This window comes from Desulfoplanes sp. PS50 (assembly GCF_053851535.1).
Window position 1 is genome coordinate 15,313 of sequence record NZ_JBSPZA010000020.1, and the last position, 15,223, is coordinate 30,535.

14 protein-coding genes and 1 pseudogene are annotated in these 15,223 nt (G+C 55.0%); 10 read left to right on the forward strand and 5 right to left on the reverse strand.

From position 1 onward, the window contains the following. Positions 1–6 precede the first annotated feature (6 nt). The 6 genes from ACTVJH_RS09905 to ACTVJH_RS09930 all read left to right on the forward strand — a co-directional run bounded on the left by ACTVJH_RS09905 (position 7) and on the right by ACTVJH_RS09930 (position 7,543). Positions 7–2,664: a valine--tRNA ligase gene (locus ACTVJH_RS09905; RefSeq protein WP_455989913.1), complete on the forward strand. Its 2,658-nt coding sequence runs from the start codon at positions 7–9 to the stop codon at positions 2,662–2,664. Between the two features lie 2 nt (positions 2,665–2,666). After that, positions 2,667–4,196: a uroporphyrinogen-III C-methyltransferase gene (gene cobA / locus ACTVJH_RS09910; protein ID WP_455989915.1), complete on the forward strand. Its 1,530-nt coding sequence runs from the start codon at positions 2,667–2,669 to the stop codon at positions 4,194–4,196. Between the two features lie 10 nt (positions 4,197–4,206). Then, positions 4,207–4,881: a phosphoribosylglycinamide formyltransferase gene (gene purN, locus ACTVJH_RS09915; RefSeq protein WP_455989917.1), complete on the forward strand. Its 675-nt coding sequence runs from the start codon at positions 4,207–4,209 to the stop codon at positions 4,879–4,881. 126 nt (positions 4,882–5,007) lie between these two features. Further along, positions 5,008–5,559 carry an AmmeMemoRadiSam system protein A gene (gene amrA / locus ACTVJH_RS09920; RefSeq protein WP_455989919.1) on the forward strand — a complete coding sequence of 184 codons (552 nt, stop codon included), beginning with the start codon at positions 5,008–5,010 and terminating at the stop codon, positions 5,557–5,559. A gap of 169 nt (positions 5,560–5,728) precedes the next feature. After that, positions 5,729–6,223, forward strand: coding sequence for a peptidylprolyl isomerase (locus ACTVJH_RS09925; protein ID WP_455989921.1), 495 nt, complete (start codon positions 5,729–5,731; stop codon positions 6,221–6,223). Between the two features lie 66 nt (positions 6,224–6,289). Further along, positions 6,290–7,543 carry an amidohydrolase gene (locus ACTVJH_RS09930; RefSeq protein ID WP_455989923.1) on the forward strand — a complete coding sequence of 418 codons (1,254 nt, stop codon included), beginning with the start codon at positions 6,290–6,292 and terminating at the stop codon, positions 7,541–7,543. Here the strand turns inward: ACTVJH_RS09930 and ACTVJH_RS09935 are convergent. Then, entirely contained in the window at positions 7,497–7,823 is a 327-nt protein-coding gene (locus ACTVJH_RS09935) for a hypothetical protein (protein ID WP_455989925.1), read from the reverse strand. The genes ACTVJH_RS09930 and ACTVJH_RS09935 overlap by 47 nt on opposite strands. Positions 7,824–7,994: 171 nt before the next feature. Between ACTVJH_RS09935 and purM the strand changes: the two genes are divergently transcribed. The 3 genes from purM to ACTVJH_RS09950 all read left to right on the forward strand — a co-directional run bounded on the left by purM (position 7,995) and on the right by ACTVJH_RS09950 (position 9,950). After that, positions 7,995–9,044 (forward strand): phosphoribosylformylglycinamidine cyclo-ligase, encoded by a 1,050-nt coding sequence (purM, locus tag ACTVJH_RS09940; RefSeq protein WP_455990015.1) that lies wholly within the window; start codon positions 7,995–7,997, stop codon positions 9,042–9,044. 152 nt (positions 9,045–9,196) lie between these two features. Further along, positions 9,197–9,532, forward strand: coding sequence for an STAS domain-containing protein (locus ACTVJH_RS09945; protein WP_455989927.1), 336 nt, complete (start codon positions 9,197–9,199; stop codon positions 9,530–9,532). Beyond that, positions 9,510–9,950 (forward strand): ATP-binding protein, encoded by a 441-nt coding sequence (locus ACTVJH_RS09950; RefSeq protein ID WP_455989929.1) that lies wholly within the window; start codon positions 9,510–9,512, stop codon positions 9,948–9,950. The genes ACTVJH_RS09945 and ACTVJH_RS09950 overlap by 23 nt, the downstream gene beginning before the upstream one ends. A 65-nt stretch (positions 9,951–10,015) precedes the next feature. On the opposite strand, the gene ACTVJH_RS09955 is transcribed toward ACTVJH_RS09950, so the two are convergent. The 4 genes and pseudogenes from ACTVJH_RS09955 to ACTVJH_RS09970 all read right to left on the reverse strand — a co-directional run bounded on the left by ACTVJH_RS09955 (position 10,016) and on the right by ACTVJH_RS09970 (position 13,900). Continuing rightward, complete coding sequence (locus ACTVJH_RS09955; protein ID WP_455989931.1) at positions 10,016–11,089, reverse strand: GGDEF domain-containing protein; 1,074 nt, start codon at positions 11,087–11,089, stop codon at positions 10,016–10,018. Positions 11,090–11,105: 16 nt separating this feature from the next. Further along, positions 11,106–11,276: pseudogene (locus ACTVJH_RS09960) on the reverse strand (Rdx family protein); the annotation flags it as partial. A gap of 87 nt (positions 11,277–11,363) precedes the next feature. Then, the gene (locus ACTVJH_RS09965; protein WP_455989933.1) at positions 11,364–13,046 is read right to left on the reverse strand and encodes a glutamine--tRNA ligase/YqeY domain fusion protein; all 1,683 of its coding nucleotides are present in this window, start codon (positions 13,044–13,046) and stop codon (positions 11,364–11,366) included. Positions 13,047–13,387: 341 nt separating this feature from the next. After that, entirely contained in the window at positions 13,388–13,900 is a 513-nt protein-coding gene (locus ACTVJH_RS09970) for a nitroreductase family protein (RefSeq protein WP_455989935.1), read from the reverse strand. A gap of 186 nt (positions 13,901–14,086) precedes the next feature. Here ACTVJH_RS09970 and lpxB point away from each other — a divergent pair, with 186 nt between their 5' ends. Beyond that, complete coding sequence (gene lpxB, locus ACTVJH_RS09975) at positions 14,087–15,223, forward strand: lipid-A-disaccharide synthase (protein ID WP_455989937.1); 1,137 nt, start codon at positions 14,087–14,089, stop codon at positions 15,221–15,223.

A 15,223-nucleotide genomic window follows, 5' to 3' on the forward strand; every position in this document is an offset into this window, starting at 1 on the left:
GTGATCATGGCAGAACATGCGTTGCCCAAAGGCTATGAGCCGGCTGAGGTGGAGGAGCGGTGGCTCAGGTACTGGGAAGATAACACGACCTTTACCCCGGATCCTGCATCCGAAAAAGAACCCTATAGTATTGTCATTCCTCCCCCCAATGTCACGGGCAAGCTGCATATGGGACACGCCCTGAACCTGACCCTGCAGGATATTCTGTGCCGGTTCTACCGTCAGCAGGGCAGGAATGTGCTCTGGGTTCCCGGGACCGATCATGCCGGAATTGCCACCCAGAACGTGGTTGAGAAGGCCCTGGCCAAAGAGGGCAAGACCCGGGATGACGTGGGCCGGGAGCGATTTATCGAGCGGGTCTGGGAGTGGAAGGAAGAGTATGGGAATGCCATCCTGAATCAGATCCGACGCATGGGCGCCTCGGTTGACTGGACCCGGACACGCTTCACCATGGACGAAGGGCTTTCCCGGGCCGTGCGGGAGGTCTTTGTCAGATTGTATGATGAGGGACTTATCTACAAGGGTAACTACATCATCAATTGGTGTCCGCGCTGTCATACCGCCCTGGCCGATATCGAGGTGGAGCACAAGGAAATCCCCGGAGGACTCTACGAGGTCCGCTATCCCCTGGCCGATGGCAGCGGGGATGTGGTCATCGCCACCACCCGACCGGAGACCATCCCCGGGGATACGGCCGTTGCCGTGCATCCCGAGGACGAACGATATGCCCATCTGGTGGGCAAGGAGCTTATCCTGCCCATTTTGAACCGGAGGATTCCGATCATTGCCGATTCGTACGTGGATCGGGAGTTCGGCACGGCCTGTCTCAAGGTCACTCCGGCTCACGACATGAACGACTTTGCCCTGGGCAGAACGCACAACCTTCCGACCATTCAGGTCATCGACGACAAGGGGATGATGACCGAAGAGGCAGGACCCGAATTTGTCGGCCTGGACCGCTTCGCTTGCAGGAAGAAGATTCTGGCCCTGCTCGAGGAGGGCGGCTTTCTGGTCGGTAAAAAAGAGTATGTCCATTCCGTCGGACATTGCTACCGGTGCAACACCGCCATTGAGCCCTATGTTTCCAAGCAGTGGTTCGTGTCCACCGCGCCCTTGGCCAAGGTGGCCCGCCAGGCCGTGGCCGATGGCAGGACCAAAATTTACCCCTCCCATTGGGACAAGACCTATTTCGAATGGCTGGACAATATCAGGGATTGGTGCATTTCCCGGCAGATCTGGTGGGGGCACCGCATCCCGGCCTGGACCTGTCAGGACTGCGGCAGACTTATCGTGGCCAAGGAAGATCCGACCGTCTGTCCCGAGTGTCAGGGAAAACGGCTGGTCCAGGAAGACGACGTCCTCGATACCTGGTTTTCCTCGGCATTGTGGCCTTTTTCCACTTTGGGATGGCCCGATAGAACCCCGGAGCTGGCGACCTTCTATCCCACCTCGGTTCTGGTCACGGGATTTGACATCCTCTTCTTCTGGGTTGCCCGGATGATGATGATGGGACTGCACTTCATGGACAAGATTCCCTTTGATGATGTGTATATCCATGCCCTGGTCCGTGACGCCCAGGGGCGCAAGATGAGCAAGTCCACGGGCAATGTCATCGATCCCTTGACGACCATCGATACCTTCGGAACCGATGCCTTCCGGTTCACCCTGACCTCCTTTGCGGCCATGGGACGGGATATCAAACTGGCCGAAGACCGTATCGAAGGATACCGTCATTTCATCAACAAGATCTGGAATGCGGCCCGCTTCTCCCTCATGCATCTGGACGAGACCACCCCGAAGCTCGATCCCGCTGCTCTCAAGGGACTGCATCATGCCTGGATTCTGAACCGTCTCGAGGAGATCAAGGGCGAGGTCAAAAAGGCCATTGAAGGCTATCAATTCAACGAATACGCAGGGACCATGTACCAATTCGTGTGGCATGAGTTCTGTGACTGGTACCTGGAAATGATCAAACCCGAACTCTACGGCGAGGATGAAGCGGCCAAGCAGAGGGCCCGGGCCTGTCTGGGTCAGGTCCTGCGCGAGACCCTGGTTCTGCTCCATCCGGTGGTCCCCTTTGTCAGTCAGGAGATCTGGTCCCACGTGCCCGCTACCGGCAGGGACAACCTGGCCGAAGAGCCGTATCCCGCTGTTCATCCGGACTGTGAGAACAAGGATGCCGGTGAACAAATGGAATTTTTGCAGCAGCTTGTGGTCGCGGTCAGAAATATTCGCTCGGAACTCGGCGTGGAACCGGCCAAGAAGGTGCGGGTTCTGATCAAGGCCGATGGCGAGGACGCCTCGTTCATCCTGGATCACGAGCAGGAGATCGCCAATCTGGCCCGTTTGGAGGATATTTCGGTCCAGGCGCGGTTTGATCCGCCCAAGGGATGTGCCACTACTGTTGTCAAAGGGCATGAGCTCTTTGTTCCCCTGGAGGGGATGGTCGATTTCGACGCCGAACTGGCCAGACTGTCCAAGGAACTGGACAAGCTGACCAAGGAGCTCGACCGGGTGACCAAGAAGCTGGCCAATCCGAGCTTTTTGGACAAGGCCCCCGCGGATGTCGTTGCCAAGGAAGAGGCCAAGGCCAAAGAATTCGGCGAAAAACGGGAAAAACTCGAGGGCCTGCAGGCCAGACTTCGGGACATTATCGGAGAATAATCATGGCATATGTCTATCTTATAGGTGCGGGTCCCGGAGACCCAGGTCTTTTGACCGTCAAGGGCAAAGAGATCCTGGAAAAGGCCGATGTGGTCATCTACGACTATTTGGCGAACAAGGCCTTTCTGGACTACTGCCGGGATGATGCCCAGATCATCTATGTGGGCAAGAAGGGCGGGGATCACACCCTGCCCCAGGACAAGATCAACGAGCTTATTGTGGCCAAGGCCGGCGAAGGCAACGTGGTCGCCCGTCTCAAGGGCGGGGACCCGTATATTTTTGGCCGTGGCGCCGAGGAAGGCGAAGAACTCCTGGATGCGGGCATTGATTTCGAGGTCGTCCCCGGGGTCACTTCGGCCGTGGCCGGCCCTGCCTATGCGGGTATCCCCCTGACGCACCGCAAATACGCCTCCTCGGTCTCCTTCATCACCGGTCACGAAGACCCGACCAAGGGGGAGAGTGCCCATGACTGGGAGTCCCTGGCCAAAGGAACCAGCACCCTGGTCTTTTTCATGGGCGTGAAGAACCTGCCCCATATTACGAAAAATCTCATTCAGGCCGGGATGGATCCGGATACGCCTGCGGCATTGGTGAGATGGGGAACGACCTGTCGTCATTTCTCCATGGTCTCCACGGTCAAAAATATCGCCGAGGATGCCCTCACGCAGGGGATCAAGCCCCCGTCGCTTCTGGTGGTCGGCCATGTGGTCACCCTGCGTGATCGGCTCAATTGGTTCGAACACCGGCCATTGCTCGGCAAGGGCGTTGTGGTCACCCGGGCCAGACAGCAGGCCAGTGGACTGGTTTCCCTGCTGAGAGATCTCGGGGCCTGTTGTTACGAATTTCCGACCATCAGGATCAAGCCGCTGGATGATTATACGGGTGTCCAGACGCGTATTGCCGCTTTGGATGGTTATGACTGGCTGCTTTTTACCTCGGTCAACGGGGTGATCCATTTCTGGAATCAATTGCGAAGCGCGGGCCGGGATGCCCGGGCCATGGGGGGCAAAAAAATTGCCGCCATCGGACCGGCAACGGCCAGGGAATTGGAGGCGCGCGGCGTGTTTCCGGATTTTGTACCTGAAAAATACGTGGCTGAATCCGTGGTTGCCGGCCTTCTGGAACGGGGCATCCAGGGCAAAAAGGTCCTTGTTCCCCGGGCCGAAAAGGCCCGTGAGGTCTTGCCCGAAGGGTTGCGTCAGGTCGGATGCGAGGTCGATGTGCTTCCAGTCTATGAAACCGTACTCGCCGATGCGGGCAGACACGACGTTCTTGCCGGACTTGAACGGGGAGAGATCCACTGCCTGACCTTTACCAGTTCTTCCACGGTGGAGAATTTTTTCTCCCTGGTGGAACCCGATGTCATCCGAGGGTTCGTGGATCAGGGGTTGGTCATTGCGGTCATCGGTCCCATCACGGCGAAAACCCTTGAGAGCTATGGCTTTTCAGCCACAATCCAGCCCGGGGACTATACGGTTCCGGCCCTGGCCGAGGCCGTGGCCAACGGGATGAAACAAGAGGCTACAGGATAGAGGAGGGATCATGACCTTACCCATTGCCGTGTTGATTTCAGGCAGCGGCACCAACCTCGATGCCATTATTCAGGCCATCGAGGAAAAGCGTCTTGATGCCCGAATTACCGTGGTCATCAGCAACAATCCAGATGCGTACGGGTTGGAACGGGCCAAGGCCCATGATCTGCCTTACCGGGTCATCGATCATGGGGATTTTTCTTCACGGGAGGAATTCGACGCGGTTCTCGTGGAAGCGGTTCAGGACTCGGGTGCCCAGGCAGTCATTCTGGCCGGGTTCATGCGTATCCTCTCCCCAAAGTTCATTGCCGCTTTTTCCGGAAAGATCCTAAATATCCATCCGGCCATCCTGCCCAGCTTTGCCGGGACCAATGCCCAGAGGCAGCAGGCCGATTTCGGGGTCAGACTGGCCGGATGCACGGTCCATTTCGTGGATGAAAAAATGGACCACGGACCCATTGTCATTCAGGCGGTCATTCCCGTCTATCCCGATGACGACGGGGATACCCTGAGCAGCCGTATCCTTGCATACGAGCACAGGATCTACCCCCAGGCCATTCAATGGCTTGCTCAGGGGCGGCTCACCATCGAGGGACGCAAGGTCGTGGTGGCGAACGCAGGCAAGGCAGAGGGACTGCCCGAGAACGGGGTGCTCATCAATCCGCCCCTTGAAAAGGGATTTTAGCCCCTCGCCGATAACAAAGGGTTCGATGAGACGGTACGTTCAGAGAGGACCGTGCGGGAGCCGAAAAAAGATGGTATGGGCTCATGGGAAGGTTTGATTTGTTTGTTTTCTGTCCTGGAGGGAGTCATGACCGGATTTCGTTTTGAATTGACGGACGAGGAAAAAAATGCGCTCAAAAACCTTGTTGTCCAGAGCATCGGCCATCGTCTCGGCCTCAATCCGCCACCGGACATGACGCCGAAGAGCCCCAGGCTGACCGAGCAGCTCGGGGCCTTTGTCACCCTGACCAGAAACAACCAGCTTCGTGGATGCATCGGTCATATTGTCGGCCAGGCCCCTCTTTTTGAGACCGTGGCCACCATGGCCGGGGCCGCTGCCTTTGAAGATCCCAGGTTTCCTCCTGTCACCGTCGCTGAATTCGAGGAACTCGAGGTGGAGATCTCCATCCTGAGTCCCTTGGAGCGGGTCGAGGATCTCGCTGCAGTCACTCCGGGGGTTCATGGATTGTATATGCGCCGGGGCGCCCGGTCAGGCCTTTTGCTGCCCCAGGTAGCCACTGAATGGGGATGGGACCGGGAAACCTTTTTGGCGCAGACCTGTGTCAAGGCCGGATTACCCCCGGATGCCTGGAACGATCCGGCAACCGAGGTTTTTTGGTTCCAGGCAGAGGTGTTTTAGAAATTTAAGAAATTTAAGAAATTTTAGAGATTTAAAAGGTTTGAGGGAGTTAAGAAAGTTGGGAGGGGTGGGAAATTGTTTGACTTCGGTGTCTGGTTTTCCCTTATCTCACGTTTTGTAATTACTTACGCTTTATAAAAAAACATACTTGTTCATCAAGGAGATCAACGTGGTACGAATCGAGACCAGCAAGGGAATCATTGTGGTGGAGCTTTTCGAAGACAAGGCCCCCAAGACCGTGAAGAATTTTCTGCGGTACGTGAAGGAAGGTTTGTACGAAGGGACCATCTTTCACCGGGTGATCAAGAATTTCATGATCCAGGGCGGGGGTATGGATGAGAAGATGCAGGAAAGGAAAACCTTTTCTCCGGTCAAGAATGAGGCGGACAATGGGCTGAAAAACGAGGCCTACACCCTGGCCATGGCCCGGACCATGGAGCCGCATTCGGCAACGGCTCAATTTTTCATCAACACCGTGGACAACGGTTTTTTGAACCATACAGCCAAGACCGAGCAGGGCTGGGGATATGCGGTTTTCGGCAAGGTGGTCGAGGGCAAGGATGTTGTCGATGCCATCAAGAACGTGGAAACCGGGGCCTGGGGATTTTATGAAGATGTTCCCAAGGAAACCGTCACGATCACCAAGGTCGAACTCGCTGAATAATTTTTGGTTCGTGAGAAGCGGATTTCAGAAACGGCAGAACCGCCAAAAGGGTATGATGGGGTGTGCATGGGAATTTTGATAACCAACGTTCTCCTGGATACGGAGAAGACAGATGTCCTGATTGAGGGAAACCGCATCGCAGCGATAGGATCCCTGGGCGAACGCCAGGCGGACACGCGTATTGACGGAACAGGCAAGGCTATTTTGCCTTCCCTCATGAACGGACACACCCATGCCGCCATGACCCTTTTGCGGGGATATGCCGATGATATGCCCCTGGGGGTCTGGCTCGAGGAGAATATCTGGCCCATAGAGGCCAGGATGACCGAAGAGGATGTTTACTGGGGAACCAAGTTTGCCTGTCTGGAAATGATCCGAACCGGGACGACCTTTTTTGCCGACATGTACTGGCATCTTCCAGGGACTGTCCGAGCTGTCGAGGAGATGGGGATTCGGGCCGGGATTTCTTCGGCGTTTTTCGATTTTGGAATCCAGGAGCGGGCAAAACAGGCCAAGGCCCAGGTCGAACAGTTTCATGAAGCATACGCGTCTTCTTCCGACAGGATCATTTTCACCCTCGGACCCCATGCCATCTATACCGTGTCCAAAGATTCCCTTGCCTGGGTGGTCCGGTATGCTGCAGAAAAGGACCTGCTCATCCACCTGCACGTGAGCGAGACCAGTGTGGAGGTGGAAAACTGCCGCAAGGAGCACGGGATGCGTCCCGTGGAGTATCTGGACTCACTCGGTATGCTGTCCAATCGGCTTATGGCCTGTCATTGTGTGTGGCTGAGCGATCATGAGATCGAGCTTTTGGCCCAAAACAACGTCCAGATCGTTCACAGTCCTGCCTCGAACCGCAAACTTGTTTCAGGCGGATTCAATTACGCATCTCTGGCTGAAAAGGGACTCAACATCGGCCTTGGCACGGACGGGTGTGCCTCGAACAACAACCTGGATATGTTCGAGGAGATGAAAATCGCCGCTCTGCTGGCCAAGTCCGTCGCTGACGATCCAACAGTGCTTCCGGCCGAGGATGCCTTTGCCATGGCCACAAAAAACATGGCCGCTATGTACGGACTTGACTGCGGGGAAATCCGTGAAGGCATGCTCGCCGATTGCATGCTTGTGGATCTGGATCATCCCCAGCTTATCCCCAACCACAACCTGTTATCCAATATCGTTTACAGTGCCAACGGGGATTGTGTGGACACGGTCATCTGCAATGGTCGTGTACTCATGGAAAATCGGGTCGTTCCCGGGCAGGAGGAGATCATTGCCGGATTCCGGGGCGCTGTGGATCGGCTGGTCCATTCCTGAAATCCCGGCTGCCGTTTTTCTTGGGATGATTGTCGTCCCTGAGCCGGTGGCGATGGTGGTCTTTGGGGGGGAGTATGATCTCAGGTCTGATAATCAGGGGATCCGTGTCCGAAGATGTGGTGTCGTTGTTCCGGGCAGGACCGATGGACATGATTGCATCGCCCGTGGTCTCGTCCTGACCGATATACAGTGTCGGGCGATCATCCGGGGTGGCATTCTGGGACCAAGCGGTTCCTGTAAGAATAAGAACCGCAAGCAGGGACGCAGCAAGGATTTTCATGGTGGTTTCTCCATAGGGTATGGATGAGCCGTTTGTCTGGTCAAACCGTGCGGGCAGGAGATTTTCAGGATGAAAATCTTCAAATTGGTTGGAAGATACCCGCCATTGGATGCATTGTCATCCGGGAAGAATTTTCAAGCCAGGTTGGAGCAACAAAGGAGAAAGATGGCTATGCAGCAACGCGACAAGGCCTATAAGGCGGCCGGGGTGGATATTGATGCAGGAAACGCCTTTGTTTCCAGTATCAAGGCCATGGTTTCAGGGACCTTTACCAAAGGGGTGATCACGGATATCGGCGGATTTGGCGGACTCTTCAAACCGGATCTGCACAATCTGCGCGAGCCGGTGCTGGTCGCATCCACCGATGGAGTTGGAACCAAGTTGAAGCTCGCCTTTATGTTCGATCGGCATGCCACCATTGGTATCGACCTGGTGGCCATGAGTGTGAACGATATTCTGGTTCAGGGCGCCAAGCCGCTTTTTTTTCTGGATTATTTCGCAACCGGCAAACTCGATCAACAAAAGGCCCACGATGCACTCAAGGGCATAGCCAAAGGATGCAGCCAGGCCGAATGTGCCCTTTTGGGGGGAGAAACCGCCGAGATGCCCGACTTCTATGCCCCGGGGGAGTATGATCTTTCCGGGTTCTGTGTGGGCATCGTGGACAATGATCGCATTGTCGACGGCAATGGGATTCGTGTCGGGGACAAGATCATTGGGCTGGCCTCTTCCGGAATCCATTCCAATGGCTATTCCCTGGTCCGCAAGATCTACAAGGAAAGTGGTCTTGAGGCCTCTGAACCCTTTCCCGGCACGGACAAGACCGTCGCCGAGGTACTCCTCGAACCGACCACGATCTATGTCAAGACCGTGTGCAATCTCCTGCGCGATCTCGAGATCCGGGGAATGGTTCATGTCACGGGCGGCGGCTTCTACGACAATATCCCCCGTGTGCTTCCCTCCTCGCTCATGGCATCCATCCGATTTGGCACCTGGGATATACCCCCTGTTTTTTCCTGGCTCAGGAAACAGGGTGATCTTTCCTGGGAGGAAATGCTCCAGATTTTCAATTCCGGAATCGGTTATATTTTGATCATCAGCCCGGATATCGAGGAAGATGTCATGTCCCGGTTGCGGGCCCTTGATCAGGATGCCTGGGTGATCGGTGAAATTGCCGACCGTCCGGGCGAGGAGTCCGAACAGGTGGACATCCTTTTCTGATTCTGTTTCGGAGGCCGGCCAGGAAATTCTTGTGGTGCGTGATACCTTTGTGCTAGTTAGTCCGGATATGTTTTACAGATGTAACTATTCGTCGACATACAACTCCTATCCCTGCGCTCTGCGTGCATTTGCAAAGGGGACCGAGGTGAAAGATGGAATTTGAGCAGATTAAAACGGAAAATGCCGTGATTCTCAAAGTGAGTGGTCGGATGGATGCTGTCACCGCTCCGGAATTTGAAAAGGAGTGCACCGCCATCATCGATGGGGGAAACAAACGTATCTGTGTGGAAATGGCTCAGGTGGAATACATAAGCAGTGCTGGCTTGCGCAGTGTTCTGCTCATCGGCAAGAAACTCAAGTCGCTTGGCGGTGGACTGGCCTTTTATGATCTTTCCGGCATGGTCAGTGAGGTGTTCAAGATGTCCGGGTTCAGTTCGATCTTTCCAGTAGGGGAGAGCCAGGACGATGCGCTCACCAAACTCGGATGACGCTTCCTGTGATTTTCTGACCGTCACGGCCGACATCTCCTCCCTGGAAATTCTCCAGAAATTTGCCGTCTCATGTGTCACCCGTTTTGGCGGGCCGGATACCCTTGCAGGCAAGGTCGAACTCGTTCTCGAAGAGCTGCTGGTCAATGTTTTCAATTACGCCTATCCCGAAGATACTCCCGGACAGGTGACCCTGCATTGCCATCTTGATGACGGGAATCTGATTTTTGCCATCAGGGATCAGGGGGTAGCCTTTGATCCTCTTGCCCGAGACGATGTGGATACCTCTCAGGATATCGATCAGCGCCGGATTGGCGGACTCGGGATCCACCTGGTCAAACACATGGTCGACTCCCTTGCCTATGAACGTCTGGACGGCTCGAATGTCCTGACTGTCGCCTTTTCCCTTCCCAAGTAATCCCGTTCAAGCGAGGTGTCCCCGCATCCAATCTGATTATCTGATTGGATGCGGGGACACCTCGTTTAGCATGGTTTCAACTCCGCGGGCTGGTCCTCCCAGGCTGTGACAACGGTATTTCCCCCACTTTTTTTACCCATATAGAGCAAGGTGTCCACCCGGTGGATCAGCGACTGGAGAGGGATGTGCTCATCCGGTCCAATACAGATGGCGCCGGCTGAAAAGGATAGGTCATGACCCGGTGGCAGCGCTGCAAAGGAGTGGCTGTTCACTCTGTCCAGGATGCGTTGGGCAACGGTTTTGGTTTCCCTGGGATCTGTTTGGGGAAGGAGGATCACGAATTCATCCCCTCCATACCGACAGACGATGTCGATGTTCTGCCGCAGCCCCTGGGAAATTGTCCCGGCAAACTCGATGAGAACATGATCCCCGACCAGATGGCCGAAGCAGTCATTGACCGCTTTGAAATCATCGATGTCCATGAGGATGATCCCGAGGTACTGGGGAGTACGCTTCATCTTGGCCATCTCTTCGTTGGCCCTGATTTCAAAATATCTGCGCACATGGACCTTGGTCAGCCCATCGAAAACCGCCATTTCAAAAAGAAGCATATTCTCCAGGGAGAGAGCTAAAACCGAGGATAACACCCTGAGACGCTGCAATGTCTCGAAATCCGGAGGTTGCTCGCTGATGGTCAGGATGATCAGGGCCCTGATTGCCTTGGATGAGCAGGCTACCGGGATGCACAGGCAATGATCCTGTTCGGAGGATGTATGTTCGATCCGGGGAAAGAATTTCAAGTCCTCGGGACACCTTTGTATTTCGTGCGACAGGATGAGCTCGTGCTCCGGGGAATTTTTTTCAAGATGAAAGGTTCTGCCGGGAAAGGTGGTCATTCCCTGCTCATAGAACCCCGCCTCGGTGAGTTCGAGCCTGCTTTCGTCCACCAGCATGATTCCAACCTGCTGCGTGCGGGAGAAGTCGGCAAAGGTTTCCAGGGCCGTCTGGATAAGGGCCTTCTTGTCGGTAATGGCCAGAAACAACCGGGTGGCGTAATTGAGGACAAAGAGCTCCTCGTCCCAGTCAGGGGCTTGTGCGGCGATATCCATGCGAGACGGGGAAGATTGGTGGCGTGTCATGGTGATTGCTGTATCCTCAATCGAGCAGATTCAAGATGGTTTGGGGAGGTGGGATCTTGCCGGTCTTGCGCTTGGAATAGATGATGGTTCCATCTTTAAAGACCTCAAAGTCTCCGGTCTGCCCCGGAGTCAGTGTAACCTTGCAGCCGAACCTGCTTTTCAGTTCTTCCGCCAGACCGGCGGCCTTGGGGTAGTAATTTCACACCGTACAATAAAAGATTTGAATATCCATGGATGCTCCTCCGTGGAGGTTGATCGGGGCAGACGTCTTACATCATTTCTTTTTGGCCCAGGAATCCCTTAAGGTGACCGTTCTGTTGAAAATAGGAATGTTCTGTTCGTTATTCTGGCTGTCCCGGCAGAAAAATCCCTGCCGTTCGAATTGGAATCCCTGCTCGGGCAGACTTTCGGCAAGGTCGGGGTCACCCTTACATCCCGTCAGGATACGCAGGGAGTCCTGATTGAGGAATTCTTTGAAGTCTTTTTCCTTGTCAGCAGTGGGAAAGGGAACGGAAAAAAGCCGGTCGTACAGCCTGACCTCGATGTCCATGGCATGGCGGGCCGAAACCCAGTGCAGGGTTCCCTTGACCTTGCGGCCGTCAGGGGCGTCACCGCCGCGGCTGGCCGGATCGTGGGTGCAATGGACCTCCGTGATCGCACCGGTGGACGGATCTTTGATCACCTCGGTGCAGGTGACCAGATAGGCCCCGCGCAAACGGACCTCGCGACCCGGACTGAGCCGGAAGAATTTTTTGGGCGGGTTTTCGAGAAAATCGTCCGCTTCGATATAGAGTTCACGGCAAAACGGCACGGATCGGGTTCCCATCTCCTGGTTTTTGGGATGGACGGGAAGTTCGAAGATCTCTTCCTTGTCCACCGCATAGTCGGTGATGACCACCTTGAGGGGCTTGAGCACGGCCATGGTCCTGGGGGCTGATGCATTGAGGGCGTCACGCACACAGCTTTCCAGCAGGCCCATGTCCACACAGCTCTCCTTGCGGCTGACCCCGATGCGTTCACAGAAATCCCGGATGGCCTCAGGGGGAAATCCGCGTCTCCGCATCCCGGAAATGGTCGGCATGCGGGGATCGTCCCATCCCTGTACCAATCCTTCCCGGACAAGTTCCAGAAGTTTCCGCTTGCTGGTCACGGTATAGTTGATGTTCAGCCGGGCGAATTCGATCTGCTCGGGATGACATGGACCGCTGACATGTTCGAGAATCCAGTCATACAGAGGCTTGTGGTCGGCGAATTCAAGGGTGCACAGGGAGTGGGTGATACCCTCCAGGGCGTCGGAAATGCAGTGGGCGAAATCGTACATGGGATAGATGCACCACGCATCCCCGGTTCGGGGGTGGCGGACCTTGACGATTCGGTAAATGACCGGGTCGCGCATGTTTATGTTCGGGGAGGCCATGTCGATTTTGGCCCGCAGGACATGGGTGCCTTCCTCGAATTCTCCCTGACGCATCCGGGCAAACAGATTCAGGTTTTCCTCTACGGTACGGTTTCTAAAGGGACTTTCCCTGCCGGGCTCGGTCAGTGTTCCCCGGTAGGTCCGGATGGCTTCGGCCGGAAGTTCGCAGACATAGGCGAGATCCTTTTCGATCAATTCGACAGCGTATGCATACAGGGTTTCGAAATAATCCGAGGCATAACAAGGTGCTTTTCCCCAGGAAAAACCCAGCCAGGAGACATCGCGGCTGATCGCGTCGATGTATTTTTGTTCTTCCTTGGCCGGATTGCTGTCATCGAAACGGAGGTTGCAATGGCTTCCCTGGTAGGACTCGGCCAGGCCGAAATTGAGACAGATGGATTTGGCATGGCCGATATGCAGGTAGCCGTTGGGTTCGGGAGGAAACCGGGTCACAATATGCGTATGTTTGCCAAGGGCGAGATCCTTGTCGATGATGGCGCGGATAAAATGGGAAGAAGATGGAGATGCTGGTGATGTCATGCGTTGTTCCTTGATAGTATACTCATGCGGCCAAGCCGCAGTTTGAAGTTTTAAGTTTTAGGTTTTAGGTTTTAAGTTCAAACGAGTATAAATTTTTCTTGTTTTTTACAACAGAACATTGTGAGTAAGATACTAGTACACACTAAATCCTAATTCTTAGTATTTACAACAAAACCTGCGAACCTAAGTGCACGGGCTTTTCACGGTCAAGGACAACCCTTTAAACTGAAGCGTCTTTATCCGAAGTTTTAAACCGTACGGTGGACTAGAGTAGGAAAATCAGGGTTCAGGAGATACGAATCAGCCTGTCCTCGGCGGTCGTCGCGATACACCGGTGAGTGTTATTTTTCAATGATCCGATCCCAGAGCAGGTTGCTTGTGGGATGACCCGAAACAGTGCCCGAAGGGTAGCCCATGGCAATGATCGATTCCACCTCCAGATGATCGTCCAGATCGAGGGTCTGTTTGACGTAGTCACCTGCCCCTGTTTCATCGGAGTGCACCCGTTTGCGAATCTGGATCCAGCAACTTCCCAGGCCCAGACTGTGGGCTGTCAGATGCAGAATGATCGAGGCGATGGAGGTGTCCTCGACCCAGACATCGCAGACAGAGGGGGCCGCGCACACGACAACCCCAAGGGGAGCGTTTTTCAAAAAGGCGGATCCATGAGGTTTGCACGCCGAGAGGGTGGTGAGCAGGGATGCGTCCGTGATAAATACAAAATGCCAGGGGTTCAGACTCCGGGAAGACGGGGAACGAAGGACCGCCTCCTTGAGGGTGTCAATGATGGATGGATCAATGGGTCGATCCTCGAACACCCGGATGCTTCGGCGGCTGCGTAATAAATCGATCATGATGAAAACCTCCTTGGTCATGAATGGGGTGTGCGGGATCTATAAATGTCCTTGGGTCCGGGTTTCTGTCAAGCCGCAATGAGAACGAATCAGCCCTGGGGCACCAATCTGATCATTGCCTTGCCCCTGTTTGAAGGGTAAGGAGCAGTCCTTTATTGATCAGCACGCATTACTGCCGGGAGATTCATGAGCAATCAGGATCATACAAGGCCATCCAAAAAGGTCTGGATCTGTGCGGGAGAGGCATCCGGGGATATTTACGGGGCCATGCTCGTGGAGGCTTTGCACCAAATCGATCCGGACATTGTCTGTGCGGGCATGGGCGGAGCCTGCATGCGTGAACAGGGATTCAACGCCTTGATTCATTCCGAGGCCCTGTCGGTCATGGGACTCACCGAGGTCATCGGTCATCTGCCGAGAATTCTGGGGTTGTTTTCCCGGATGCGCCGGATGCTTGAAAAGGAGCGTCCTTCGGTGGTGGTCCTCATCGATTCCCCGGATTTCAATTTTCGGGTGGCCAAAATGGCCAAAAAGCTTTCCATCCCGGTCATCTATTATATCACCCCCCAGGTGTGGGCCTGGCGGCAGGGCCGGGTCGCGTTTCTCAAGAAATATGTGGACCGGCTGGTATGCATCTTTCCCTTTGAAGAACCCTTTTTTCAGGATCGCGGACTGGATGCGACCTTTGTGGGACATCCCCTGCTCGAAACCATGGATCTTGGGACCCGCAGACAGATTCGTCCCGAGCCCAAACGAATAGGTATTTTGCCCGGGAGTCGGCACAAGGAAGTGGTCTCCCTGCTTCCGGTTTTCGCCAAAGCCGCCTCCCTGCTTTACGGCAGGGATCCTGATCTCGGGTTTACCCTGGTCAGGGCGCCCCATGTGGCGACCGTGATGATCCGGGAGGTATGGCCCGGCCGGGTTCCCGTTGATATCGTTTCGTCAGCGGACAGGTATGACGCCTTGCGACGGTGTTCGTTCGTCATGGCCGCTTCCGGAACGGCCACCTTTGAATGCGCCCTCCTCGGGGTTCCGACCATGCTGGCCTACAAGGTGGCATGTGTGAGTTATCTCATAGGCCGAAAGCTCATTCAGGTTCCCTATATCGGCATGGCCAACCTGATCCTGGGCAAAGAGGTCTTTCCGGAATTCATCCAGCACGCGGCCACGTTTGAGGCCATGGCCGCGCAGGGACAATCCTGGTTGGATCATCCCGGGCATCTCGAGCAGATCAGAAGAGAACTCGAAGTCCTTCCGGAAATGATGGGTACGGGCAGACCAACCCATCGGGCCGCTGGAATCATCATGGAATATGTTATCTAA

What these genes read in the sequence shown, in the direction of transcription:
- ACTVJH_RS09905 (WP_455989913.1), top strand. Translation starts at nt 7, where the DNA reads ATGGCAGAACATGCGTTGCCCAAAGGCTATGAGCCGGCTGAGGTGGAG.
- cobA (WP_455989915.1), top strand. Translation starts at nt 2,667, where the DNA reads ATGGCATATGTCTATCTTATAGGTGCGGGTCCCGGAGACCCAGGTCTT.
- purN (WP_455989917.1), top strand. Translation starts at nt 4,207, where the DNA reads ATGACCTTACCCATTGCCGTGTTGATTTCAGGCAGCGGCACCAACCTC.
- amrA (WP_455989919.1), top strand. Translation starts at nt 5,008, where the DNA reads ATGACCGGATTTCGTTTTGAATTGACGGACGAGGAAAAAAATGCGCTC.
- ACTVJH_RS09930 (WP_455989923.1), top strand. Translation starts at nt 6,290, where the DNA reads ATGGGAATTTTGATAACCAACGTTCTCCTGGATACGGAGAAGACAGAT.
- ACTVJH_RS09935 (WP_455989925.1), bottom strand. Translation starts at nt 7,823, where the DNA reads ATGAAAATCCTTGCTGCGTCCCTGCTTGCGGTTCTTATTCTTACAGGA.
- purM (WP_455990015.1), top strand. Translation starts at nt 7,995, where the DNA reads ATGCAGCAACGCGACAAGGCCTATAAGGCGGCCGGGGTGGATATTGAT.
- ACTVJH_RS09945 (WP_455989927.1), top strand. Translation starts at nt 9,197, where the DNA reads ATGGAATTTGAGCAGATTAAAACGGAAAATGCCGTGATTCTCAAAGTG.
- ACTVJH_RS09950 (WP_455989929.1), top strand. Translation starts at nt 9,510, where the DNA reads ATGCGCTCACCAAACTCGGATGACGCTTCCTGTGATTTTCTGACCGTC.
- ACTVJH_RS09955 (WP_455989931.1), bottom strand. Translation starts at nt 11,089, where the DNA reads ATGACACGCCACCAATCTTCCCCGTCTCGCATGGATATCGCCGCACAA.
- ACTVJH_RS09965 (WP_455989933.1), bottom strand. Translation starts at nt 13,046, where the DNA reads ATGACATCACCAGCATCTCCATCTTCTTCCCATTTTATCCGCGCCATC.
- ACTVJH_RS09970 (WP_455989935.1), bottom strand. Translation starts at nt 13,900, where the DNA reads ATGATCGATTTATTACGCAGCCGCCGAAGCATCCGGGTGTTCGAGGAT.
- lpxB (WP_455989937.1), top strand. Translation starts at nt 14,087, where the DNA reads ATGAGCAATCAGGATCATACAAGGCCATCCAAAAAGGTCTGGATCTGT.